Source organism: Finegoldia magna, from assembly GCF_003182075.1.
GTDB lineage: Bacteria > Bacillota > Clostridia > Tissierellales > Peptoniphilaceae > Finegoldia > Finegoldia magna.
Genome location: NZ_QGTH01000004.1, coordinates 1 through 25,173 on the forward strand (window position 1 = coordinate 1; position 25,173 = coordinate 25,173).

Below are 25,173 nucleotides of genomic sequence, written 5' to 3' on the forward strand. Positions count from 1 at the left end.
AGAAATCTATAGGCACTTATAGAGAGTTAGCAAATTGTCGTAAATGGAGAAGTACCATAAAATAGACTTTTATAGAGATTTAGACAATTATCTAAAGTAAAGGGGATTTTCCCAACAATGAAGCCAATTGGAAGTAATTCTTCTAGCAATTCAAAAGATGGTGAAGACAATACAAAAGCTAAGAAATTGGACTTATCAAAAGTGAAAGTTGAACCATTATTTGAAGATTTTGTAGATTTTGACAAATTCTCAGAATCTGATTTCAGAGTAGTAAAAGTAAAATCTTGTGAAGAAGTTCCAAAATCCAAGAAATTATTAAAATTTACATTGAATGATGGATCTGGAAAAGACAGAATCATATTATCAGGAATTAAAAACTACTACAGCGCAGAAGACTTAGTAGGTAAAACATTACTTGCAATCACTAACTTACCACCAAGAAAAATGATGGGTGAAGAATCTTGCGGAATGCTTTTATCTGCAATTTGCGAATATGATGGAGAAGAAGTATTGAATCTTATAATGTTAGATTCAAATATTCCAGCAGGATCAAAAATTTATTAATTAAATAAAATCCTTAGACGATAGAAATATATTCTGTCGTCTTTTTTTATTGCTATGAATTTCATATACATTTCATAAAACTTTTGTAACATATACATGTAACAAAGTTAAGGAGATATTTATGATAAAAAATGCGATTGCTTATATAACAAGAAAAAGAAATAGATCTTTGATAATACTTATAATTCTAACACTTGTCTTATCATGTTTGTATGCTTGTTTGAGTATAACGAAATCACAGAAAACACTGGAGAAATCACTGTATGAAACATCGAATTCATCTATTTCAATAACGAAAAAAGACAATAACGGATATTTTGATATAAAAGAATTTGACAAATTGAAACAGATCAAAGATATAAAAGAGGTTTCATATCATTATGAGGGATTAGCCAACGCAACAAATACCAATGTCGTTGAAAGTAATCAGAAAGTTATGCGTGAAGATTTGTCTACAAATATGAAAAATTTAGTATCGATAGATGCTATGACAGATCAAAAACGTAACACATTGTTCACAAGTAACGTGTTTACTATAAAACAAGGCAAGAATTTGGATAAAAATGATGACAATAAGATTCTAGTTCATGAAGAATTTGCAAAGAAAAACAAGCTCAAACTTCACGACAAAATAGGTCTAAAGTTCATGAATATGAATGGAAATGGAGATACAAATAAAGAGACAAAATATGAGATAGTTGGAATATTTTCAGGAAAAAAACAAGAAAAATATACAGGTTTGTCTTCTGATTTTAGTGAAAACTCAATGTTTGTGAATTACAATTCAGCTCAAAATTCGTTGAATATAAAAGACGGTAACAAAATTGCCAATAAAATATCTGTTTACACACAGAATTCAGATTCAATGGATAATATAGTAACTAAAATCAAAAACCAAACTGGGAATTCTTCGAAATACATTATCGAAAAAGATGACAATGCATTCAAAGAAGCTATTGATTCGATAAACAGCGTTAAGCACATCATACAGATGATGACATATTCCATAATGGTTGCAGGACTTGTAGTTTTATCGTTGATTTTAATATTATGGCTAAGAGAAAGAATTTACGAAATAGGAATACTTTTATCAATTGGCTTTAGTAAATCTAAAATCATAGGACAATTCATCATGGAGCTTGTATTTGTATCCGTTCCTGCGGCAGTTTTATCGTTCATTAGTGGAGATTTCATTATCAAACTAATTGCATCAGGAATAACAGAATCGGAAAATGCATCATTTACAGGTAGCCTATTAATTACTAAAATATCAGATAAATTAGAAGTGTTTATCAAAAGCTACGGATTGCTTCTATTAATAATAGCAGTTTCTGTGATTATCGCATCGATAATGATATTAATCAAAAAACCAAAACAAATATTATCACAAATAAGTTAGGAGATATAAAATGAATATTTTAGAAATCAAAAACGTATCATACAGTTATTCAAGTTCAAACGAAGAAGTTTTGTCATTAGTTAACAGAGGATTTGAACAAGGAAGATTTTATGCAATAATTGGGAAATCAGGTACTGGTAAGTCAACACTTTTATCTTTATTGGCTGGATTAGATTCACCAGATACAGGTCAAATTTTATTCAAAAACAACAACATCGAAGAAAAAGGACACAGCTATCATAGAAAAAACAATATATCGTTAGTTTTTCAAAACTATAACTTAATAGATTATCTAACTCCTCTTGAAAATATAAGATTAGTAAATAAAAATGCATCAGAAGATATTTTATTGGAATTAGGATTGGATAAAAGTCAAACAAGAAGAAATGTTATGAAACTTTCTGGTGGACAACAACAAAGAGTTGCGATAGCGAGGGCTTTAGTTTCAGAAGCACCAATCATATTGGCAGATGAGCCTACTGGAAACTTGGATGATGTGACTGCTGGTGAAATTATAGATATATTGAAGCAACTCGCAATGGAAAGAAACAAATGCGTAATAGTTGTTACTCATAGTAAAGAAGTAGCAAAAGCAGCAGATATTGTTCTTGAATTAAAAGATAGAAAACTACAAGAAGTAGTTGACAATATTTAGGGAGGAAATTATGATAAAAAACGCATTTGCTTATGTAACTAGAAAAAGTCTCAAATCGATAATTATATTAATTGTAATAATGTTGATGTCAGCTTTAAGTTTGATTAGTTTATCCATCAAAGATGCCACTGACAAAGCTTCAGAAAAAACATTTGGAAATATTACCAACAGTTTTTCAATGGAAATTAACAGACAAGTAAATCCAGGAACACCAAGAGGCGGTGGAAATGTCAAAGGACAAGACATCAAAAAAATCACAGACTCACCTGATATTGAAAGCTATGTAAAAAGAATAAATAGCGTGGCTGATCTGGATGGATTGGATATAATTGAAACACAAGAAACTTTGGCAAACCAATCCCCAGAACGTGCTAAAAATTTTAAAAGCACTGTAATGTTGACTGGAGTTAATGAATCATCCAAGGAAACAAAATTTGTATCTGGAGCATATAAATTGGTAGAAGGGGAGCACTTGAAAAATGATGATAAGAATAAGATTCTTATGCACAAAGATTTGGCAGCCAAAAACAATTTGAAAATAGGTGACAAATTAAAATTAAAATCCAATTTGTTTGATGCAGATAATGAAAAACAAGCCAATGAAACAGTAGAAGTTACAATTAAAGGTTTGTTTGATGGACACAATAATGGAGGTGTGAGCGCCGCACAAGAATTGTACGAAAACACATTGATTACTGATTTGAATACGGCAGCCAAAGTATACGGTAACACCGAAGATAGTGCTGTCTATCAAGACGCTACATTTTTCGTAAAAGGTAACAAAAAACTAGAAGATGTCATGAAAAATCTTTCCAAACTTGATATCAATTGGCAAGAATATAATTTAATAAAAAGTTCATCAAACTATCCAGCATTACAAGAATCAATCAGTGGAATATATGCAATAGCAGATAAATTATTTGTAGGATCACTTGCATTTGCAGGATTGGTAGTAGCTTTATTATTGTTCTTATGGATGAACGCAAGGAAGAAAGAGATTGCAGTATTGTTGTCGTTAGGCATGTCCAAAGCGAAAATATTCGGACAATTTGTCACAGAATTATTGTTAGTTGTTGTACCGGCTTACATTGGTTCATTCTTCTTGGCTAGATTTGCAGGAGATAAAATTGGAAATAATATACTACAAAAAGTTACAGGAAATATCGCAGAAAAAATCGCCAAGCAATCAGCGTCAACTGGACTTGGTAGCGGTGCTGAAGTTGATGGATTCAATAAAACATTGACAAGTCTAGATATTAACATTTCATCAAAAGCCTTAGTTTATGTAGTAGTATTCATGACAATTGTGTTGCTCATATCATTGATTATTTCATCAACAAATATTCTTAGGAAAAATCCAAAAGATTTATTAATAGATACTAAGTAAAATTATCGGGGCATATGCTCCGATAATTTTGTAATTAAAATAAATATTGTATAATAAATAAAAGAGAGGAATAAATTATGAACTTACTTGTAGTAGAAGATGACAAAATGATACGTGAAGGAATTTGTGAATTTTTGTCTGAATTTGGATACAAAACATATCAAGCAGAAGACGGGAAACAAGCCATATCCATATTTGAAAATAACGAAATCAACTTAGCAATATTAGACATTCAACTTCCATACATAAATGGACTTGAAGTTCTCAAAAAAATCAGAGAAACAAGTGATATTCCAGCTATAATGTTGACTGCATTCAGTGATGAAGAATATAAAATCAACGCATTTACAAGCTTAGCAGATGGCTACATTGAAAAGCCATTCTCACTTCCTGTTCTCAAAGTTAGAATAGAATCTTTAATTAAAAAACATTATGGAAATAATGAAACATTTAATTACAAAAACACCGAAGTTAACTTCACAAGCTACACTGCTAAAATAAATGGTGAAAAAGTTGATATAAATGCCAAAGAACTAGAAATACTCAAATATATGATAGAAAATGAAGGTCAAGCACTCACGAGAATGCAAATAATCGATAGTGTATGGAAAGAAACCGACGAAATACCATTTGACAGAGTAATTGATGTTTACATAAAAGAATTACGTAAAAAATTGCAACTAGATTGCATAGTAACCATCCGAAACGTTGGCTATAAATTGGAGAGAAAATGAAAAATTTAAAAATATTTCCGAAAATGTTCCTTCAAATATTTACAGCATTAACGCTCACCGTTTTGTTTATACATTTTATGGTGTTTTTAATATTTCCTAAAACATATTTGGAAGATAGAAAACAAGAGATAAATAAAAAAGCAAATGAAATATCCAAGACATTAACAAATAAAGATATAGGATATGTTACACAGTCTTTGGATTTTTATTCTAATAATAACGACATTAAAGCTTATGTTAAGAATAAAAACAACGACAACGAATTACAAATCAAAGAAATCATCGATTTTGACAAAAAAAGTGAAAACAATTCACTTATAATTGAAGAACGAGATATTACAATTAACACTGGAGAGAAAATCTCACTTCAATTCGTATCAACAGCTGATATGAAAAAAGATGCCAAGAATTTGAGTCTAAGATTTCTTCCGTTTTCGCTTTTAATTTCTATGTTTTTCTCAGCAATCATTTCATTAATTTATGCTAAGTTAATCAACAATAATATACAAGAAATAAAACATATTACTGACAAAATGATGAATAGGGACAAAAACGCACTACTGGAAGTAGATTCTACCAATGAGATTGGACAGTTAAAAGTGCAAATCAATGATTTGTACACTACATTGTTACATTCCATTGACGATTTAGAATCAAAAAACGAAGAAATTATCAAACTTGAAAAACTAAAATATGACTTTTTTAGAGGAGCATCACACGAACTCAAAACTCCTGTAGCGAGCCTCAAAATAATTTTGGAAAATATGAAGTACAACATAGGAAAATACAAAAACAGGGATTTGTACATTGACGAATCTCTTAAAATAATTGATGGATTATCACATAGTATTTCGCAAATACTAACATTGTCATCAATTGAAAATCTAAAGAATGACGAAGAAAATGTAGAGATTTTACCAATATTAAATGATATAATTAATAAGCAGGAAGTAATTGCAAATCAAAAACACATCACAATCGACAATCAGATCACAGATGAAACGATTTTTATTGGTAAATCAGCACTTAAAATAATACTATCTAATGTGATTGGAAACGCCGTAAAATACACTGATGAATATGGGACAATTACTATCAAATCAGATGGAGAATGGTTTGAAGTAATTAATACTTGCGCAAAGGCAAGCGAATTAGATACCACTAAAGTGTTTGATGTGAATTGTGATTTGAATAAAGAAAACAGCAATGGACTTGGGTTGTATATCGTGGGAAATTTATTAAATAATTACAAAATCGATGCAATCATTGAAACACAAGAAGAAAACGTAACATTCAAAATCAAGTTATAAAGGAGAACAAAATGTATATTTTAGAATTGAATCAAAATGGTGAAGCGACAGAATTAGCGTTATTTGACACAATTGAAGAAGGAAGAGAATTTATCAAGAAAACAAACTGCTACGAAATCACAGAAGAAGATGGGTTTGTATATGAATATATCATTCCTGAAAAACTAGGTGAATACGTTGAACTAGAATACAATGGAAATATAATTCCAATAACCAAATTCATGTTTACAGAAGAAGGAAAAGCGGAAATATTTTGGAAAGAAATTCCGAATCTTTCAGAAAAAGGAAATGGAATAGTAGATAGTTCTACGAGAGTAGACGCTTATGTAATAGCTAACAAAGATGTGAAAACTTATATTGAAGCAAGAGAAAAATCCTACAACGAAGTAAAAAAATACTTGCAAGAAAAAGGATATGACGTAGACAGGGCTTACTTCGGATCAGAAGATGGAGAAGCAATAGTCTACAGAAAAAACGAAAAAGATGAATGGCACTTCTTAACACATATGGATCCTTCATTTTTTGAAGACAAAACACCACAAGAAATAATCGACGAGATAGAAGAAGATTTAAATTAAATAGAATAAAATAGCATAGCTCTTCTTAAAGAAAATAAGAAGAGCTTTTTAATTTTTATATAATCCTTGACAAAATAATAAAAACACTCTAAAATGATAATGCAAATAATTTGCATTAATAAATTATTATTTGGAGGGTTTATGAAAAAAATTTATAGAATATTATTATTAGCTCTTATGATTGGTGTGGCATCAGGATGTACTAGACAAAACAATGATGTTAACAATCAAAAAGTACAAGAACAAAAAGAAAAAAGTGATGACAAATCAACTGAAAAGTCAGATTCAAAGAAATTATATGTTAGTTTTTATCCGATTGAATATATGGCAAAAGAAATCGCTAAGGATAAAATTGAAGTGGTAAATGTTATGCCAAAAGGCGCTACAGTTCATGATTGGGAACCAACTGCACAAGATATTAAAAATTTATCTGATTCAAAGATGCTTATTGTTAACGGTCTTGGATTGGAAGGTTGGTTAGAAGATGTTAAATCTAGTTTAAAAAACACGGAAATAGTTGATTCATCTACAAATATTGATAAGATTAAAGCTGAAGAAGACCACGACCACGACCATGAAGAACACGACCACGACCATGACCACGAAGAAAAAGGTCACGATCATTATCACGAAGAAAAAGAACACGGACATGATCATGAACATCATCACCACGGTGAATTTGATCCACATGTTTGGATGAGTCCAAAACAAGCTAGAATTCAAATGAAAAATGTGTATGAAGCTATTATTAAATTTGACTCTGAAAACAAAGATTTCTATGAAAAGAATTACAAAGAATTAGATAAAAAGTTTGAAGAATTAGACAAAAAATACGCTGAAGTTTTGGCACCACAAAAGGACAAATATTTCATCGTGCCACATGAAGCTTTTGGATATTTAGCTAGAGATTATGAAATAAAACAAGTACCTATTGAGGGTATTAATTCAGATTCAGAACCTGATTTAAATAAGATGAAAGAATTGACTAATTTCGCAAAATCACATAAGATAAATACAGTATTTTATGAAATGGGAGAAAGCGATAAGATTGCAAATTCTTTGGCTAAGGAAATCAACGCAAAAACTGCTGGTTTGTCCACGATAGAAGCTAAGACTCAAGATATCGAAGATGGAAAGGACAATTATTTTTCATTGTTAGAGAAAAACTTGGATGCAATCTCACAAGCAAAATAATATGAATAGTATAATTAGTGTAGAAAATTTGAATTTTTCGTATAGAAACGAAAAACTATTAAGGGATATAAATTTTAATATCGAAAAGGGAGATTTCGTAGGGATAACCGGAGCTAATGGCTCCGGTAAATCTACGTTATTGAAACTTATTTTAGGATTTCTGAAAGCAGATAGTGGTGAGATTAAATTTGCCGGAGGAAGGGACAATTTTAGTTTTGGATATGTTCCTCAAAATAATCACGAAAAGAGCATTTCTTTTCCTATTACTGCATGGGAAATCGTGGCTATGAATGTAAGCGATGATGAGAATATGAAAGCTAATGAAAAAATCGAAAACGCGTTGTCTATTGTAGAAATGAAAGATAAGAAAAATTACGACTACAATAAGATGAGCGGTGGAGAACAGGAAAGAGTCATGATTGCAAAGGCGTTGGCTAACGATCCACAAATTTTGATTTTTGACGAACCTACTGCAGGACTAGATCAACGAAGCAAGGAAAATCTGTTTGATTTGTTGAAGCATTTGAATATTCATCATAATATAACGATTCTGGTGGTTACTCATGAGCTGGATTTTACTAAAGATTATTTTAACAGGATTTTTAGATTGGATAATGAATTTGTTGAGGTGAAACATGTTTGAGATGTTTTCTTATGATTTTATGAGAAGAGCTTTTATCGTGGGGATACTAGTGTCAATTATTGTTCCTTTGATAGGAACCTTTGTCGTTAACAAGAAAAACTCCATGGTAGGAGATGCTTTGAGTCACAGTTCCTTAGCTGGTGTTGCCTTGGGACTTATTTTTGGAATAAATCCTGTTATAGCGGCGATTTTCGTATGCGTGATTGCAGCTTTTGGAATAGAAATCATCAGAAAAAACTTTGCCAAGAGTTCTGATTTGTCAACTGCGATTGTGATGAGTAGCGGTATTGGACTTGCGGCAATCTTGTCAGATTTTGTTCCTGGCGCTGCGAATTTTCAATCATTTATGTTCGGATCTATTGTAGCTATTCCAGATATTGAATTGTACACAGTAATTATTGTGAGTTTTATTGTTATTGTGACTTATGTGCTGTTGTACAAAAAATTAGTGTATATTATTTTTGATGAAGATGGAGCTAGATTGTCCAATATCAACGTAGGACTTATCAATAAAATATTTACTTTTTTGATAGCTATCACTGTTGCTATTGCGTCTAGAACTGTCGGTGCACTTATGGTTTCAAGCTTGATGGTTATTCCTGTGTCTTGTGCAATAATGGTTTCTCATTCTTTTAAAAGAACTGTGATTAATTCATCGCTATTTGGAGTATTGTTTACGATTATAGGTATCAATATGTCTTATTATTTTCAATTAAAACCAGGTGGCTCAATTGTGTTGACAGGACTTTTAGTTCTGATAATTTTGATGATAGTAAATAAATTTAGAAAAAATAATTAACTGTAAACACTGCATTATGAATTTTGAATTAATTTGTTTTGTGGTGTTTTTTGGTGTATAAAACGTTGTAATTTGCAATTTTTACAAGTATAATAAAATGATAGGAGGCGATAGCATGAATAAAATGATTAAAAAAATAATGATATTAACATTGGGAACATTAATACTTACTTTTGGCTTTTTCTTTTTTATAATGCCTTTTAATTTAACGATTGGTGGAATTTCTGGTATCGCGATTAGCTTGAATGCTTTTGTTCCACAAATTCCAACGGGTATTTTCGTTATGATTATGGATACTATTTTGTATATTATAGCGTTTATTATTTTGGGAAAAAGCTTTGGGGTTTTGTCGATATATTGTTCATTTATTTTTGCAAGTTCAACGACGTTACTTGAAATTTTGCTACCAAATTTCAAACCTTTAACTGATGATATTTTGATTAATTTGATTTTTGGAATTATTATTTCCGCTGCTGGTATGGCATTGGTTATCAACCAAGGTGCATCGACTGGCGGTACGGATATTATCGCAATGATAATCAGAAAATATTTTTCAATTGATGTGGGCAAATGTATGCTTGTAGCAGACTTTTTTGTTGTGTTACTTGGTATGTATACTTTCGGAACAAAAAGTGGAATGTATGCAATGCTTGGTATTTGTATCAACTCAATTGTCATTGACAAGGCTATCGCTGGTCTAAATACAAGGGTAAATATGATGATAACGAGCGATAAATACAAGGAAATTAACGCTTATATTATAGATCAAATTTCAAGAGGATCCACTATTTATAAAGCAGTTGGTGGTTTTTCTGATAATGAAAAATTTGTTATTAATACGATTGTTTCAAGAGGAGAGTATATTAAGATTAAAAACTACGTGAAATCTATTGATCCTAAAGCATTCGTATGTATTTCGTATGTAAGTGAAGTGCTTGGTGAAGGATTTACTTACGATCCAGTGGATAATCCAGAGCTTGAAATACTTCCTGGTGGAATGAGTTAGAATGGAGAAGAAATGTATAAATTAGGACAAAGAGAGAATTTAAAAATTGATAAGATAAATACGGAAGTTTTGTTGAAAAAAGACAACGAAAATAATTTTGTTAGAATGAATGTAGATGAACTTTCTGGAGAAAAAGTTGGCGATGTTGTCGATGTATTCATTTACAATGACAATAAAAAACTAATGGCAACGAAGAAGCAACCTAAGATTGAATTTGGTAAGATTGCAAGACTAGAAGTAAAAGACATTACTAGAATTGGTGCTTTCTTAGATTGTGGCTTAGATAAGGATATTTTGTTGCCATTTAAGGAACAAACTTCAAAATTGGTAAAAGGTCAAAAATATTTAGTGTATTTGTATATTGATAAGTCGAACAGATTGGCACTTACTATGAGAATTAAAAATTTATTGAAAAACGACAGTGGTTATGTTAAGAACGATTGGGTAGAAGGCGTTATATACAACATAGTGGACGGTCTAGGAGCTTTTGTAGCTGTAGACAATAAATACGAAGGACTTATTCCTGCAAGTGAATTAACGGGCGTTGTAGACCTTGGAGAAGAGGTCAAATGTAGAGTTACAGATGTGAAGTCTGATGGAAAATTAGATTTGTCATTTTTTGAACCTGCATATAAGCATATCTCATCAGATGCTGATGTTATTATGGAAGAACTTAAAAACTCAGATGGATTCATTAATTTTAACGATAAAACAGACGCCAATAGAATTAAATCTGTATTTAATATGTCAAAATCCAGTTTCAAAAGAGCTGTTGGAAGACTATTAAAAGAAAATATGATACAATTTTATAAAGACGGAATAAAATTAACTAGTAAAGGGAGAGGTAATAATGGAAGACAACAAAGATAAAGTATTAGCAGTAGTAAATGGTGAAGAAATTAAACAATCAGAAGTTGATAATTTTATTCAAGCTTTAGGTTATAGAGGAGCACAATTCAATAACGAAGAAGGAAGAAAAAGATTAACTGATGAATTAATCAACAGAAAACTTTTATTCTTTGATGCTAAGAAATCTGGCTTAGATAAAGATGAAATATATGTAAAAGAAGTTAAAAAACAATCCGAAGAATTGTTGAAGGATTTTGCTATGGCTAACATAATCAATTCTGTTAGAGTATCAGATGAAGATTTGAAGGAATATTATGAAAACCACAAAGATAATTTCAAAGTTCAACCAACATTCACAGCTTCTCACATTTTAGTTGAATCTGAAGATTTGGCTAACGAAATTAAAGAAAAAATCGATAACGATGGTGATTTTGCACAATTAGCAAAAGAGTATTCTACATGTCCATCAAAAGAACAAGGTGGAGATTTGGGAACATTTCAACAAGGTCAAATGGTTAAGGAATTTGAAAATGCTTTGATTGAAAATGAAATCGGAGATATCGTAGGACCTGTTAAAACGCAATTCGGTTATCACATTATTAATATTAACGATAAAACTGAAGGAAAAGTAAAATCTTTTGAAGAAGCTAAGAATGAAGTTAAACAAACACTATTACAATTGAGACAACAACAAGCATATATAGACGCTACAGACAAATTACAAAAAGAATACAAAATCGAAAAATTTTATTAATAACAAATGGAGAAGTTAAATGAATAATCTTAAGAAGAAGATAGTAGCTTTATGTCTAACATTTAGTATGGTATTTAGTACAGGTACTGCTGTATTTGCGAAGGAACAAGATGATAATGCAAGTCCTAAAAAAGTAGAGTCAACTATGAATAGAATTGAAGGGCGAGATAGATTTGCCGTTGCAAATAAAGTGATGGAAGATTATTATGAAAACTCTAAAAAAGTATTGCTTGTATCAGCTACAAAATTTCCTGACAATATCAGTTCTACTGTCATGAGTCAGGGAGAAATTCCAATATTGTACACTTTTCCAGACAAATTAGATGATTCTACTGAAGAGCTTTTGAAATCAAAAGATTTGGATGAGGTTATAATTATAGGTGGGGAAAAATCTGTAAGTAAGGATGTACAAAATCATATTGAAAATGATTTAAAAATAAAAGTTGTAAGATATGCAGGATATGATAGATATGTGGTTAACTCAAAAATAGTTTCTGAAAAGTTCTCTAGCAAAAGTGCTGAAAAACAAAACCTGGTTGTAGCTAGTGGAGAAGTATTTGCAGATGCTATTAACGCTACGTCTTTAGCACAAAAACACAATGCACCAATATTATTGGTATCAAAAAACAAGATTTCTAGCGACACAAAAGATTATTTACAATCTTTCTATAAAGGAAATATAGGAAAAATATTTGTAGTTGGTGGACAAAATACAGTTTCTGACAAAGTGCTACAAGAAATCAAAGCTATTACTAATGTCGAACCACAAAGAATATTTGGCTCTAACAGATATATGACATCTGTCAGAGTTGCAAACGCAAGTTTTACTGCACCAACTAAAGCGATATTTGCTAGTGGGGAGGTTTTTGTAGATGCATTGGTAGCGGCACCACTTTCACAAAAGCTAAAAGCACCAATACTATTGGTTTCAAAATCATCCATTACAAGTGATGTAAAATCCTACATCGGTAGTAATTCTTTTGAAGAAATGTTCATTGTAGGTGGAAAAAAGACAGTATCTGAAGAAGTAAAAAATTTGATTTTATATAACGATTCAGACGAAACCATTACAACTGATCCAAAATATCCAGGCAAGAAAATAAAACGTACAAAGCCATTGCCAGGATTAGAAAATGAACAAGAATTTCCTGTTCAAATCAGTGATGATACAATTGTAATGGTACGTGGTCATTACGATAACGAAATGGCGGATGAAATACTAAGACTTTTGAATCAATATCGCAAAGAAAATGGATTAAAAGCATTAAAACAAGATAATTCATTATCACCAGTTGCAAAAACAAGGGCAACTGAAATTGTTCATTTATTTGAACACGTTAGACCAAGAGGTGGATTGGTAACAGATATTTCTAACATCAATGGAGAAAATATCTATAATGGGCCATACACTGCTAGCGGTGCAATGGAAGCTTGGAAAAATTCTGAAGGACATAATGAGAATATGTTGAGAGAAGTGTTCACAAGAGTTAAAATAAAAGTATTCGTTACAAAAGCATATTACGAAGATTCTGATCAAACTTATGACAGATATTACGCAGTTCAAATATTCGGAATTTGATATCAGATTTTATCTAAAATTATATGATGTTATAATATTGACAAGAAATCGAAATATAAATTAAAAGAAATATTTAATTTTTGCAATTTAATAAAAAATATACGAGATTCATAATATGACCCTAACACAATATTTACAGATTATTGTAAGATTGGGGGCAGTATGAGTCTCTTTTTTTACATTAAAAATAGTGGGAAATTACGGCAGTTTGATAAAATATTATGATATTAGTGATTTTATATACGTTATTAAAATAAAATAAAACCAAGAATATAACAAAATTTAAATAAATCTGTTAAAAATCTATTGAATTACTTGCTCTTTTTTAAATTGTATTGTAAAATAATTTGGGTTTAAAATGCAATATGTATTTTACATATAAAACAACATAAAATAAGGAGTGATTTAAAGAAAATGAGTAAAACTGAAAAGAAAAAACTAGGATTAATACCAAAATTATTAATCGCGATTGGATTAGGTACTTTAGCTGGTTTGTATATGCCTCAATGGTTCGTGAAGACTGCTGTAACATTCTCATCAATGTTCGGCGCATTTCTAAACTTTGTTATTCCACTTATGATTATTGCTTTTGTAACAAAGGGAATTGCTGATCTTGGAGAGGGAGCTGGACAATTATTATTAGTAACTGTTGTAATTGCTTATGCATCTACTCTTATTGGTGGGTCATTATCATATGTTATGAGCTCAAATGTATTCCCAGCATTTATAAGTCCAGACCAAGTTTCTAAGATTCAAGCCTCAACTAAGATAGGCATGGATCCGTTTTTTGAAATTCCAATCAAACCATTTTTTGATGTAACTTCATCAATTATTTTTGCTTTTATGATGGGGATTTCAATATCATGGTTAAGAAAACACGGTGAAGGAGAATATTGCTACAATTTAATCTCAGAATTTAATGACATAATCACAAAAGTATTGTCAACTGCAATTGTACCATTGTTACCTTTCTTTATTTTTGGTAATTTCTCAAAAATGGCATTCACTGGATCTGTATTTGCAGTTCTTTCAATTTTCTGGAAGATATTCTTATGCGTAATTGCACTTCACTTAATATATGTTTCTGTATTATTTATAATAAGTGGTACTTACACGAAGAAAAATCCTGTAAAGTTAATCAGAAATCAAGTAAAAGGATATTTAACAGCGATAGGAACTCAATCATCTGTTGCAACAATTCCAGTAAACTTGGAATGTGCTAAGCAAAATTCAGTAAGTAAAAGTATTAGAGATTTTGTAATTCCATTGGGAGCTACTGTTCATATGCCAGGTTCAATGATTACAATTACAGCTTGTACTTTTACAATTTTAACAATGTATGGAATGGGACATTCTTATTTACTAATGTTAAAATATATGGCAATTCTTGGGATAGCTATGGTTGCTGCTCCAGGAGCTCCAGGTGGAGCAATTATGAGTGCATTGCCATTTTTGCCAGTAGTTGGAATTCCATCTGAAGGTGAACTTGCATCATTGTTGATGACACTTTATTTGACACAGGATTCATTTGGAACTGCTGCAAATATTTCTGGAGATACTGCTATTTCAGTGGCTATCGATAAAATATTTAACAGACATATTGTAAAAAATGATGAGTATAAAGACGGTTTCAATGAAAAAGTGATAAATGAAGAAGATTTATAATAAAAATATTTGGCTAGGCTCTGTGAGCCTAGCTTTTTGTTTAGGAAATTTTTTTGTTTTTTCGAGAATGAACACGAATTATTATTTATTGAATTAAATACACAGATGATATATAATGTTAAAGTAAAACATATGTTCAAGGGGTGAGTTATGGAATTTAAATTACATTCAAAATTCAAGCCAACAGGTGATCAACCACAAGCGATTGATAAACTTGCAAATGGTTTGGAAAATGGAAAAAATCATCAGATTTTAAAAGGTGTTACTGGTTCAGGTAAAACTTTTACGATGGCGAATATTATTCAAAAAGTTCAAAGACCAACTCTGGTTATAGCTCACAACAAAACTTTGGCATATCAATTGGCTAGTGAGTTTAGAGAATTTTTCCCAGAAAATGCGGTTGAATTTTTCGTTTCTTATTACAATTATTATCAACCAGAAGCATACGTGGTTCAATCAGATACTTATATTGAAAAAGATTCAAGTATCAATGAAGAATTGGACAAGCTTCGCCACAGTGCTACGATGAGTTTATTCGAAAGAAGAGATGTAATTATAGTTTCTTCTGTATCTTGTATTTATGGTTTGGGAGATCCTATTGATTACGAAAATTTGGTTATATCTTTGCGTCCAGGAATGGAAAAAGATAGAACTGAAGTTATGAAAAAATTAATTGACATTCAATACGTTAGAAATGACATTAATTTTACCAGAGGAACTTTCAGAGTAAGAGGAGATAGCTTGGATATTTTCCCAGCATCGAGTGGAGAAAAAAGCGTTAGGATAGAATTTTTCGGTGACGAAATAGATAGAATTACTGAAATTGATGCTTTGACTGGAGAAATTGTAGGGGAAAGAAATCACGTTGCGATTTATCCTGCAAGTCACTATGCAACGACTCAGAAAAAAGTCGAAAAAGCTATCGTAACTATTGAAGAAGAATTAGAAGATAGATTAAAATACTTTAAAGACAATAATAAACTATTGGAAGCTCAAAGACTAGAGCAAAGAACTAGATACGATATAGAAATGTTAAAAGAAATGGGATTTTGTACAGGAATAGAAAACTATTCAAAACATATGTCTCAGAGAAAGCCTGGTAGCAGACCTTACACTCTTATCGACTATTTCCCAAAAGATTTCGTGACAATGATTGATGAATCACACGTTACTGTTCCACAAATCGGAGGCATGTACGAAGGAGATAGGTCCAGAAAAACTAGCTTGGTTGATTATGGGTTCAGATTGCCATCTGCATTGGACAATCGTCCTTTGAGATTCAACGAATTTGAATCGATGATGAATCAAGTAATATATGTGTCGGCAACTCCAGGAAAGTATGAAAAAGCAAAAACTAATGAAGTGGTTGAACAAATTATTAGACCTACGGGATTACTAGATCCAAAAATTGAGGTTCGTCCTACTAAAGGACAAATCGACGATTTGGTTAGTGAAATCAATAAAACTATTGAAAAAGGTGAACGTGTTCTTATCACAACTCTTACTAAAAAGATGAGTGAAGACTTGACACGTTATCTTGAAGATTTGGATATAAAAGTAACTTATTTGCATTCAGATATTGATACAATTGAAAGAATGGAAATTATAAGAGATTTGAGAGAAGGAAAATACGATGTACTGGTAGGAATTAACCTTCTGAGAGAGGGATTGGATTTACCAGAAGTTTCTCTGATTGCGATTTTGGATGCTGATAAGGAAGGTTTCTTACGTTCAGAGACTTCTCTTATACAAACTATAGGTAGAGCTGCTAGAAACTCAAATGGTCACGTTATAATGTACGGTGATACTATTACTAGGTCGATGGATGTGGCTATCACAGAAACTAATAGACGTAGAGAAATACAAGAAGAATACAACGAAGAACACAACATTATTCCAACTACTATTAATAAATCTGTTAGAAAAAGAATCCAAAATACTTTCGTGGCAGAAGAAAATGAAAGTTATGATGTTAATAAAGTTACGGAATTTTCAAAGGACGAAATAGAAGTTATTATTGAAAATTTGAACACAGAAATGTTAAAAGCTGCAGAAGAATTGGATTTCGAGAGAGCTGCTACACTTAGAGATCAAATCAGGAATTTGAAAAACACTTACTAAAGGAGCAAAATGAGCAAAGATAAAATTGTTATAAAAGGTGCTAAGGAGAATAATCTAAAAAATGTGGACCTTACAATTCCTAGGAATAAAATGGTCGTGTTCACTGGATTGAGTGGGTCAGGTAAATCTTCTTTGGCATTTGACACTATATATGCGGAAGGGCAACGAAGATATGTAGAATCTTTGAGTTCTTACGCACGCCAATTTTTAGGGCAAATGGATAAACCAGATGTAGAGTACATTGAAGGATTGTCGCCTTCGATTTCTATAGACCAAAAAACAACTAACAACAACCCACGTTCAACAGTGGGAACTGTTACAGAAATATACGATTATTTTAGACTACTTTTCGCAAGAGTTGGAACTGCTTATTGTCCTGTTTGCGGGAAAGAAATTGTTAGCCAAACTGTCGACCAAATTGTAGACAGTGTGAAAGAATTAGAGGAACGTTCCAGAATTCAAATTTTAAGTCCCGTAGTAAAAGGCAAAAAAGGTGAATTCAAGAAACTTCTTCAAAATTTGAGAAAAGATGGATTCATAAGAGCGATTGTGGATGGTGAGCAAGTTGAATTAGCAGAAGATATCGAACTTGATAAAAACAAAAAACACGATATTGATGTAATTGTCGACAGAATCATAATTAAAGATGGAATTGATTCAAGGCTTACAGATTCCATAGAAACAGCTCTTAGATTGTCTGAAAATAATGTAAAAGTTGATGTTATTGGCAAAGATGTAATTTCTTATAGTACATCAATGAGCTGTCCAGACGGACATATTTCTTACCAAGAATTAGAGCCAAGAGATTTTTCATTCAATAATCCTTTTGGAATGTGCCCTCATTGTAATGGACTTGGTTTTCATAAAAAAGTTGATGAAGATTTGGTAATTCCAAATAAAGAGTTGTCGATTTTACAAGGCGCAATAGATCCTTATCAATCTTCGAAACCAGGTGGATATTATTTCGAAATAATAAAAGCAATCGCAGATTCTTATGACTTTCCATTGGACAAACCAATTAAGGATGCTCCAAAGAAAATGATAAATGAAATCTTGAATGGATCAAAGAAAAATCTTTCATTTATTTTCGATAGTCATTTTTCTGGAAGAAAAAAATTCAACGGTAAATTTGAAGGAGTTTTGAAAAACTTAGAAGAAAGATACAATAGAAGCACGACAGATTCTATGCATCAAAAAATTGGTGAGTATATGACTGACGTTGAATGCGATTATTGTCATGGAGCTAGATTAAAAGATGAGTATTTGTCAGTTCGCATAAATGAAAAAAATATTTACGAAATTTGTCAAATGCCTGTAAAAGATTCTCTTCAATGGTTCAAAGATTTGGAATTGGAAGAGTCCAAGAAATTTATTGGAGATGAAATATTGAAGGAAATTATCAGCAGACTTCAATTTTTGAACGATGTTGGGCTTGATTATTTAACTTTGGATAGATCTGCTTCTACTTTATCAGGTGGAGAATCTCAGAGAATTAGATTGGCAACACAAATTGGATCTGCATTGGTAGGCGTTGTGTATGTATTAGATGAACCTTCAATCGGACTTCACCAAAGAGATAATGACAAATTAATTAAAGCGCTTAGAAATTTGACGGATATTGGAAATACTTTGGTTGTAGTTGAACACGATGAAGATACGATGAAAGAATGCGATTATCTTGTTGACATCGGACCGGGAGCTGGTGTTCATGGAGGCGAAATCGTAGCTTGTGGAACTATTGATGATATTATAAAAGAAAAAAGATCAATTACAGGGAAGTATTTGTCGGGCGAATTGGCAATTCCTGTTCCTGAACAAAGACGAAAACCAAATGGATATTTGGAATTTAAAGGTTGTAAAGAAAATAATCTTAAAAACATAAATGCAAAATTTGCACTTTCATGCTTCAACTGTGTTACTGGGGTTTCAGGATCTGGAAAATCTTCATTAGTTAACGAAATTGTCTACAAGAAATTAGCCAGAGATTTGAATAATGCTAAGATGAAAAATGGTAAATTCAAATCGGCTACTGGAATTGAAAATTTGGATAAAGTTGTACAAATAGATCAATCTCCGATTGGTAGAACGCCTAGAAGTAATCCAGCGACTTATACAAAAGTATTTGATTTGATAAGAGATTTGTTTGCGTCAACACCTGAAGCAAATATGAGAGGATATCAAAAAGGAAGATTCTCATTTAACGTAAAGGGTGGAAGGTGTGAAGCTTGTAAAGGCGACGGAACTTTAAAAGTAGAAATGCACTTTTTACCAGATGTTTATGTTCCATGTGATGTTTGTAAAGGAAAAAGATACAACAGAGAAACTTTGCAAGTAAAATACAAAGGCAAAAATATCGCCGACGTGTTAGATATGACGATTGATGAAGCGTTAGAATTTTTTAGAAACTTCCCTCCTATAAAAAATAAATTGCAAACTTTACAAGATGTAGGTTTGGGTTATATTAAATTAGGACAATCTTCAACGGAATTGTCTGGAGGAGAAGCACAAAGAGTAAAACTAGCCAGTGAATTATCTAAAAAAAGTACAGGAAAAACTGTGTATATTTTAGATGAGCCAACTACGGGTCTTCATTCAGCAGATATTGACAAATTAATTGAAGTATTGCAAAGACTTGTTGATCAAGGAAATACTGTTATTGTTATTGAACACAATTTAGATGTTATTAAGGTTGCGGATTATATTATCGATTTGGGACCTGAAGGAGGAAATGGTGGAGGAAAAGTTATCTTCCAAGGAACTCCAGAAAAATTAATTAGCAAGAAAAATTCTTATACTGGTCAATATTTGGCTCCAAAATTGAATCGTTAAATTTTTGTAATAATCACCTTCTGATTTTTAGTGTATAATAAAAGTTGAGAAGGTGATTTTTATGTACAATATTATGGTTGTCGACGATGAAAAAGATATAGTAAAAGCCATAGAAATATATTTAAAAACAGATAATTACAATGTGTTGAAAGCCTATAATGGCTATGATGCGTTAGAATTAATGGAAAAGAATAAAATAGATTTATTTTTGGTAGATATAATGATGGAAGGAATGGACGGCTTAGAACTAACACAAAAAATAAGAGAAGTATCAAATGCACCAATCATAATTTTGTCTGCGAAAAGCGAATTGAATGATAAGGTTATGGGATTGAATTTGGGTGCTGATGATTATATTACTAAACCTTTCGATGCTGTAGAATTATTGGCTAGAATAAAATCATGTTTGAGAAGATTGGAACTTAGCAAGGACAATTCTCTAAATGGAAATGTGTTCTCAGCAGGAAGATTGACAATCAACGACGACAAAAAAGAAGTATTGATTGATGGTGAAGAAATAAAGTTAACTCCTTATGAATACGGAATAATTTTACTTTTATTGAAAAACAAAGGAATAGTATTCACATCAGAAGAAATATATGAAAATGTGTGGGAAGCTCCACCTTATGATGTAAAAAAAATAGTTTCAGTCCATATATCAAGACTCAGAGAAAAAGTTGAAATCAATCCTAGAAGACCTGATTTGATTAAATCTGTATATGGTATGGGATATAAGATAGAGGACATTTAATGATAAATTGGATTAAAAAAAGTTTTCGTTCTATCGATGGTTATGTTGAAAAACAACTGGTAGATCTACTACTGTATTTTAGTTTTGGCTTCATTCTTGTATTCACTGTATCATTTTTTATTGAAAATATAATTAATGTATATAATTTTTCGGTTGCCATAACGTTGATATATACTATGTTTGCTTTCGTTTATTCAATGGTTAAGGTTGTAAGAACTATTTACAAAAAGAAGAAAAATGCTTTTTTAATATATCAATTCATAAGTAATTTCAAAGGAAAATACTACAACATTTATGTTGAGTCATTATTAACTTTGATATTTTTGATGTATACGATGGCGACTATTATGGTTGCAAACAGGAATTTGTTTGGGATTGTATTCATCGGTGCAATTTTAGCGAAAATTTACATATCAATTTTGATTAATAATCTGGGCAAAATACTGCTTAACAAAAAAGTGGAGGCTATGTATTCTGGAAAAGATATTGATGTGTTCATAGATGATGAAATTTACAAAGATTCTGTGTACCTTATAAACCATTTGCATGATTCAGTTATCAACACGATGCAAGATAAAATTAATTCAGAAAAAATGAAAACGGAACTAATCACAAATATTTCACATGATATCAAAACGCCTTTAACTTCCATTATAAATTACGTAGATTTGCTGAATCATGAAACTGATGAATCAGAAAAGAAAAGATATATAGAAATTCTAGAATATAATGCTAAAAGATTGAAAACAATGGTAATAGATTTGATTTATGCTTCCAAAACTGGAACGGGAAATATTGATATTGAAATGGAAGTTGTGGAACTAAATGAATTAGTATTACAAGTTTACGGTCAATTTGATTCTGATTTCAATAAGATGGGATTGGAATTCGAATATAATGATAAAAGGAAAACTGTTTTGATGATGACAGATGGTGCAAAGTTATCTCGTGTAATCGAAAATATTTTCAGTAATATTGTGAAATATTCCAAACCTAACACAAAAGTTTACGGAGAATGTGATGTAGTCAATGACAATATTATCCTCAAATTCTCTAATATATCTAAGAATAAAATTGAGGTTAGTGCAGAAGAATTGATGGGTCAATTTGTAAGAGGGGAAAGGTCTCGCCATTCTGAAGGTAGTGGACTTGGTTTATATATTGCGAAGAATTTGATAGAGTTGCTTGGGGGAACAAGTAAAATATCAATTGAAGAAGATAGATTTGTTTATGAGATTAATTTTAAAGTTACTAGAAAGAAAAAGATAGATAAATAAGAAAAAGGTTAATTTTGGAATTTTCCAAAATTAACCTTTTTTTAATTATTTCTATTATTTGACTAATCACGGTCACGATTACGTTTACGATCTCGGTCTCTATTATTTCTATTGTTTTCTTTGTCGTCGTCTTTCTTGTCGTTATCTTTTTCGTCCTTGTCGTCTCTGTCCTCGTCATCTTTGTTTTTATCTTTTTTATCCTTAGGTTTAAAAATATTGAAGATTGTTCTATCAGAATAACCAGGCATACTGTATTTCCAGTCTTTAGGAATAATGTTGTTATGTTCTGATGGTTTGTATGGAGGATCTCTTTTTATGAAAACTCCCCATCCTAATTCCCAAGGAGGAGTATTGTCAGTTGCCAATTTTCCATCCACAACATCAATTCGTTTAGATTCATATAAATCAGAAACTTCAGTAGGTTCTGTGCCTGCTTTGTAAATTTCTTCTTTTACAATTCCACGAGGATCCCTCCAACTATATTTGCTTGGCAATTTATTTGCCAAAGTATCAACTTTAACTCGCACAATTCCATCAGGCTCATCAAACTTAATCGGAATTTTATCTTCCAAAGTATATTTGTTGACTGCACTCCAAATTTGTACAACTTTTTTCTGACTGATTTGAGTCATCTTCAATTGTTGATTATCAAATCCCAACCAAGTACTAATTGTGTAGTAAGGACTCATTCCAACGAACCATACGTCTTGGTAGTCTGTTGTAGTACCAGTTTTACCACCGATATCGAATCCGTCTAATCTTGCATATTTTGAATAGTTATAATCTGTAGAAGTTCTAAGAATATCTCTCATTATATATGCGATTTGAGGGCTTACAACTTCATTTTGTTTTTGAGGATTTTCGATTATAACTTTTCCTAAGCTATCAGTAACTTTTGAAAATGAAATAGGCTCTCTGTATTGTCCACTGTTATTAATAGCATTATATGCTCCCGCCATTTCAACAGGTGTAAATCCTTTAGTTAATGAGCCGAGTGCCATTGCTGATGTGTTTTCATCGTTTTCTGAAGTGTTTTCAGCTGCACTTATATAATTATCGGCTTTAGGATTTTTTGTATTAATCAATCCAAATTTTTCTAAATAAGTTTTTGATTTTTCAATTCCAATGTCTTCCAAAACTTTTACGGCAGTAACGTTGATTGAATTTTCAACAGCATGTCTAAGTGAAACTAAACCTTCATAACCTTCGTACCAGTTTTGTGGCCATAATTCGTGCTTTTCGTTGTAGTGAGGTAAATCATCTAAGCCTGATGCAGGGGAATATCCATTGTCTAATGCTGGAGTATATACACCTAAAGGTTTCATACTAGAACCAACTTGTCTAGGAATATCAGATGCTCTGTTAGTAGTATCTTTATTATCTGAATATCTTCCACCGACCAAAGCTTTGATTTGTCCAGTTGTTTTATCGACAACCACACTTGATGATTGTGGTTGTTTGATTCCATCCTCATTTATAGTGTAGAAATCCTTAGCAAAAATCAAATTGTCATTGTTGTCGTATTTGATTAAATTTGGATTTTCTTTTATATATTGGCTTGAGATTGTGATGTTACCTTCACCATCTGTATTCAAATTTTTGCCACCAATATTGATTGAAGATATTTTATGAGTTACCAAATTATTACTATCGTTTACTGAGTAATAATCTTTCAAATCCAAATATTTTCCATATTGTTTTACTTTAATTGATTTTGAATAATTAAAAGTGACAGAACCATCTGGGTTTTTAGTGTATTGATCTGGTGAAATAAAGAACTCATCGTTGTCATTGATTATATTTTTCTTTCTAAAATAAATAACTTCATTTAAAGCGTTTGTAATGTTTCTGCCGTCATCGCTTGACCATTTTAATAAATTTGCTGATGAACCATCTGCGATAATATCATCGACTTTTTTATCGTATAATTTTTCCAAATTACTTTGCATATTCATATCAACACATGAATATATCTTTAGTCCACCATTGATTAGTTTGCTTTTAGCTTCTTGTTGTGAGTAACCTTTTTCGATAAGTTTTGCAATAACTTGTTCATAGATAATATCTGAATAGTAGTTGGACAGGTTATCTACGTTTTTAATTCCCGGTTTTATATTAGCTGCGATGTTTTCTTGAAGAGCTTTGTCGTATTCTTCTTTTGTGATTTTATTGTTATCTAGCATTTTTTTAAGAACGTAATCTCTTCTGTCGATAGTTTGTTGATTGTAGACAGCTTTGTATGTTTCACCACTTAAAGTAACTTCTCCGACGATTTTTGACTGATCTTTTACTTGACCTGGTTCAATCGCCTTGTATAATGCTAAGTTAGTAGGACTCTTTACGATTCCTGCAAGGGTAGCGCATTCTGATAAAGTTAATTCATCTATGTTTTTTTTGAAGTAAATTTCGGCGGCAGCTTGAACTCCGTAAGCATTTTGTCCCAAGAAAACAGTATTCATATATGTTTCCAATAATTTTTCTCTGCCTAAGTAGTTTGTCAATTCCATTGCCAAATAAGCTTCTTTGAATTTTCTATCAAATGACCTTTCATTCGTTAAGTACAAATTACGAGCTAATTGTTGAGCTAATGTACTCGCTCCACGTTTCATAGAACCAGATTTTAAATTATCAAAAATAGCTGATGTGATACCGATAGGATCCACACCGTTGTGTTTGTAAAATCTTTCATCTTCCACAGATGTGAAAGCATCCATCATGTATTTTGGTATCTTATCTAATTTAACAACCTCTCTATATTCAGTGGTTTTGATTTTCTCGATTAAATTTCCATCCTGATCCAAAATTTCTGATGTTTGATTCATCATATTATTGATTTCCTCTGGATTAACCTTTGGAGCTAATTGCATAGCTCGAACTCCAGCTACTCCGATTAATCCACCTACAAATGCAAATATACAAATCAAACATAATATTAAAATTTTTATGGATTTCAATATTATATTTTTATCTTTATTCATAAATTCCTCCATAAAATGTATATACACTATTATACCACAAAGTGTAGATTCAACATATATTCCTAGAAATACGAAGTACATTTTACTTAAAGACAGATTAT

The 25,173-nt window shown here is 31.3% G+C and carries 19 protein-coding genes and 1 pseudogene; 19 read left to right on the forward strand and 1 reads right to left on the reverse strand.

Translation table 11 applies throughout. The features are described 5' to 3' along the window. Window positions 1-180: 180 nt before the first annotated feature. The 19 genes and pseudogenes from DES33_RS02240 to DES33_RS02330 all read left to right on the forward strand — a co-directional run. Window positions 181-564, forward strand: a pseudogene (locus DES33_RS02240) (hypothetical protein); the annotation flags it as partial. 121 nt (window positions 565-685) lie between these two features. Further along, on the forward strand, window positions 686-1,963 hold the full coding sequence (locus tag DES33_RS02245) for an ABC transporter permease (RefSeq protein WP_110057959.1): 1,278 nt from the start codon (window positions 686-688) through the stop codon (window positions 1,961-1,963). A gap of 10 nt (window positions 1,964-1,973) precedes the next feature. Further along, the gene (locus DES33_RS02250) at window positions 1,974-2,618 is read left to right on the forward strand and encodes an ATP-binding cassette domain-containing protein (protein WP_110057960.1); all 645 of its coding nucleotides are present in this window, start codon (window positions 1,974-1,976) and stop codon (window positions 2,616-2,618) included. A gap of 10 nt (window positions 2,619-2,628) precedes the next feature. Further along, complete coding sequence (locus DES33_RS02255) at window positions 2,629-4,005, forward strand: ABC transporter permease (RefSeq protein ID WP_110057961.1); 1,377 nt, start codon at window positions 2,629-2,631, stop codon at window positions 4,003-4,005. Between the two features lie 77 nt (window positions 4,006-4,082). After that, on the forward strand, window positions 4,083-4,739 hold the full coding sequence (locus DES33_RS02260) for a response regulator transcription factor (RefSeq protein ID WP_094203785.1): 657 nt from the start codon (window positions 4,083-4,085) through the stop codon (window positions 4,737-4,739). Then, the gene (locus tag DES33_RS02265; protein ID WP_094224801.1) at window positions 4,736-6,049 is read left to right on the forward strand and encodes a sensor histidine kinase; all 1,314 of its coding nucleotides are present in this window, start codon (window positions 4,736-4,738) and stop codon (window positions 6,047-6,049) included. Before DES33_RS02260 ends, DES33_RS02265 begins: the two co-directional genes overlap by 4 nt. 11 nt (window positions 6,050-6,060) lie before the next feature. Beyond that, entirely contained in the window at window positions 6,061-6,627 is a 567-nt protein-coding gene (locus DES33_RS02270) for a hypothetical protein (RefSeq protein ID WP_094207259.1), read from the forward strand. Window positions 6,628-6,768: 141 nt separating this feature from the next. Beyond that, window positions 6,769-7,821 (forward strand): metal ABC transporter solute-binding protein, Zn/Mn family, encoded by a 1,053-nt coding sequence (locus tag DES33_RS02275; RefSeq protein WP_110057962.1) that lies wholly within the window; start codon window positions 6,769-6,771, stop codon window positions 7,819-7,821. A 1-nt stretch (window position 7,822) separates the two neighbouring features. Beyond that, window positions 7,823-8,464: a metal ABC transporter ATP-binding protein gene (locus tag DES33_RS02280; protein ID WP_094207285.1), complete on the forward strand. Its 642-nt coding sequence runs from the start codon at window positions 7,823-7,825 to the stop codon at window positions 8,462-8,464. Further along, a complete protein-coding gene (locus tag DES33_RS02285; protein WP_094207257.1) occupies window positions 8,457-9,263 on the forward strand; it encodes a metal ABC transporter permease in 807 nt (268 codons plus the stop codon). Before DES33_RS02280 ends, DES33_RS02285 begins: the two co-directional genes overlap by 8 nt. A 115-nt stretch (window positions 9,264-9,378) precedes the next feature. Continuing rightward, window positions 9,379-10,269: a YitT family protein gene (locus DES33_RS02290; RefSeq protein WP_094224799.1), complete on the forward strand. Its 891-nt coding sequence runs from the start codon at window positions 9,379-9,381 to the stop codon at window positions 10,267-10,269. Window positions 10,270-10,281: 12 nt separating this feature from the next. Then, window positions 10,282-11,139 carry a CvfB family protein gene (locus DES33_RS02295; protein ID WP_094224798.1) on the forward strand — a complete coding sequence of 286 codons (858 nt, stop codon included), beginning with the start codon at window positions 10,282-10,284 and terminating at the stop codon, window positions 11,137-11,139. After that, window positions 11,120-11,872: a peptidylprolyl isomerase gene (locus DES33_RS02300; protein WP_094224797.1), complete on the forward strand. Its 753-nt coding sequence runs from the start codon at window positions 11,120-11,122 to the stop codon at window positions 11,870-11,872. Before DES33_RS02295 ends, DES33_RS02300 begins: the two co-directional genes overlap by 20 nt. A 19-nt stretch (window positions 11,873-11,891) precedes the next feature. Continuing rightward, on the forward strand, window positions 11,892-13,451 hold the full coding sequence (locus DES33_RS02305; RefSeq protein ID WP_110057963.1) for a cell wall-binding repeat-containing protein: 1,560 nt from the start codon (window positions 11,892-11,894) through the stop codon (window positions 13,449-13,451). A 414-nt stretch (window positions 13,452-13,865) separates the two neighbouring features. Further along, window positions 13,866-15,116: a dicarboxylate/amino acid:cation symporter gene (locus tag DES33_RS02310; protein ID WP_094207252.1), complete on the forward strand. Its 1,251-nt coding sequence runs from the start codon at window positions 13,866-13,868 to the stop codon at window positions 15,114-15,116. 150 nt (window positions 15,117-15,266) lie between these two features. After that, window positions 15,267-17,237, forward strand: a complete 1,971-nt coding sequence (gene uvrB, locus DES33_RS02315) for an excinuclease ABC subunit UvrB (protein ID WP_110057964.1) — start codon at window positions 15,267-15,269, stop codon at window positions 17,235-17,237. 9 nt (window positions 17,238-17,246) lie between these two features. Then, complete coding sequence (uvrA, locus tag DES33_RS02320; RefSeq protein ID WP_110057965.1) at window positions 17,247-20,066, forward strand: excinuclease ABC subunit UvrA; 2,820 nt, start codon at window positions 17,247-17,249, stop codon at window positions 20,064-20,066. A 61-nt stretch (window positions 20,067-20,127) separates the two neighbouring features. Further along, entirely contained in the window at window positions 20,128-20,817 is a 690-nt protein-coding gene (locus DES33_RS02325; RefSeq protein ID WP_002836609.1) for a response regulator transcription factor, read from the forward strand. Next, window positions 20,817-22,094, forward strand: coding sequence for a sensor histidine kinase (locus tag DES33_RS02330; RefSeq protein ID WP_110057966.1), 1,278 nt, complete (start codon window positions 20,817-20,819; stop codon window positions 22,092-22,094). Before DES33_RS02325 ends, DES33_RS02330 begins: the two co-directional genes overlap by 1 nt. A 62-nt stretch (window positions 22,095-22,156) precedes the next feature. Here the strand turns inward: DES33_RS02330 and DES33_RS02335 are convergent, their stop codons facing one another. Further along, entirely contained in the window at window positions 22,157-25,072 is a 2,916-nt protein-coding gene (locus DES33_RS02335) for a transglycosylase domain-containing protein (RefSeq protein ID WP_110057967.1), read from the reverse strand. Window positions 25,073-25,173: the final 101 nt, after the last annotated feature.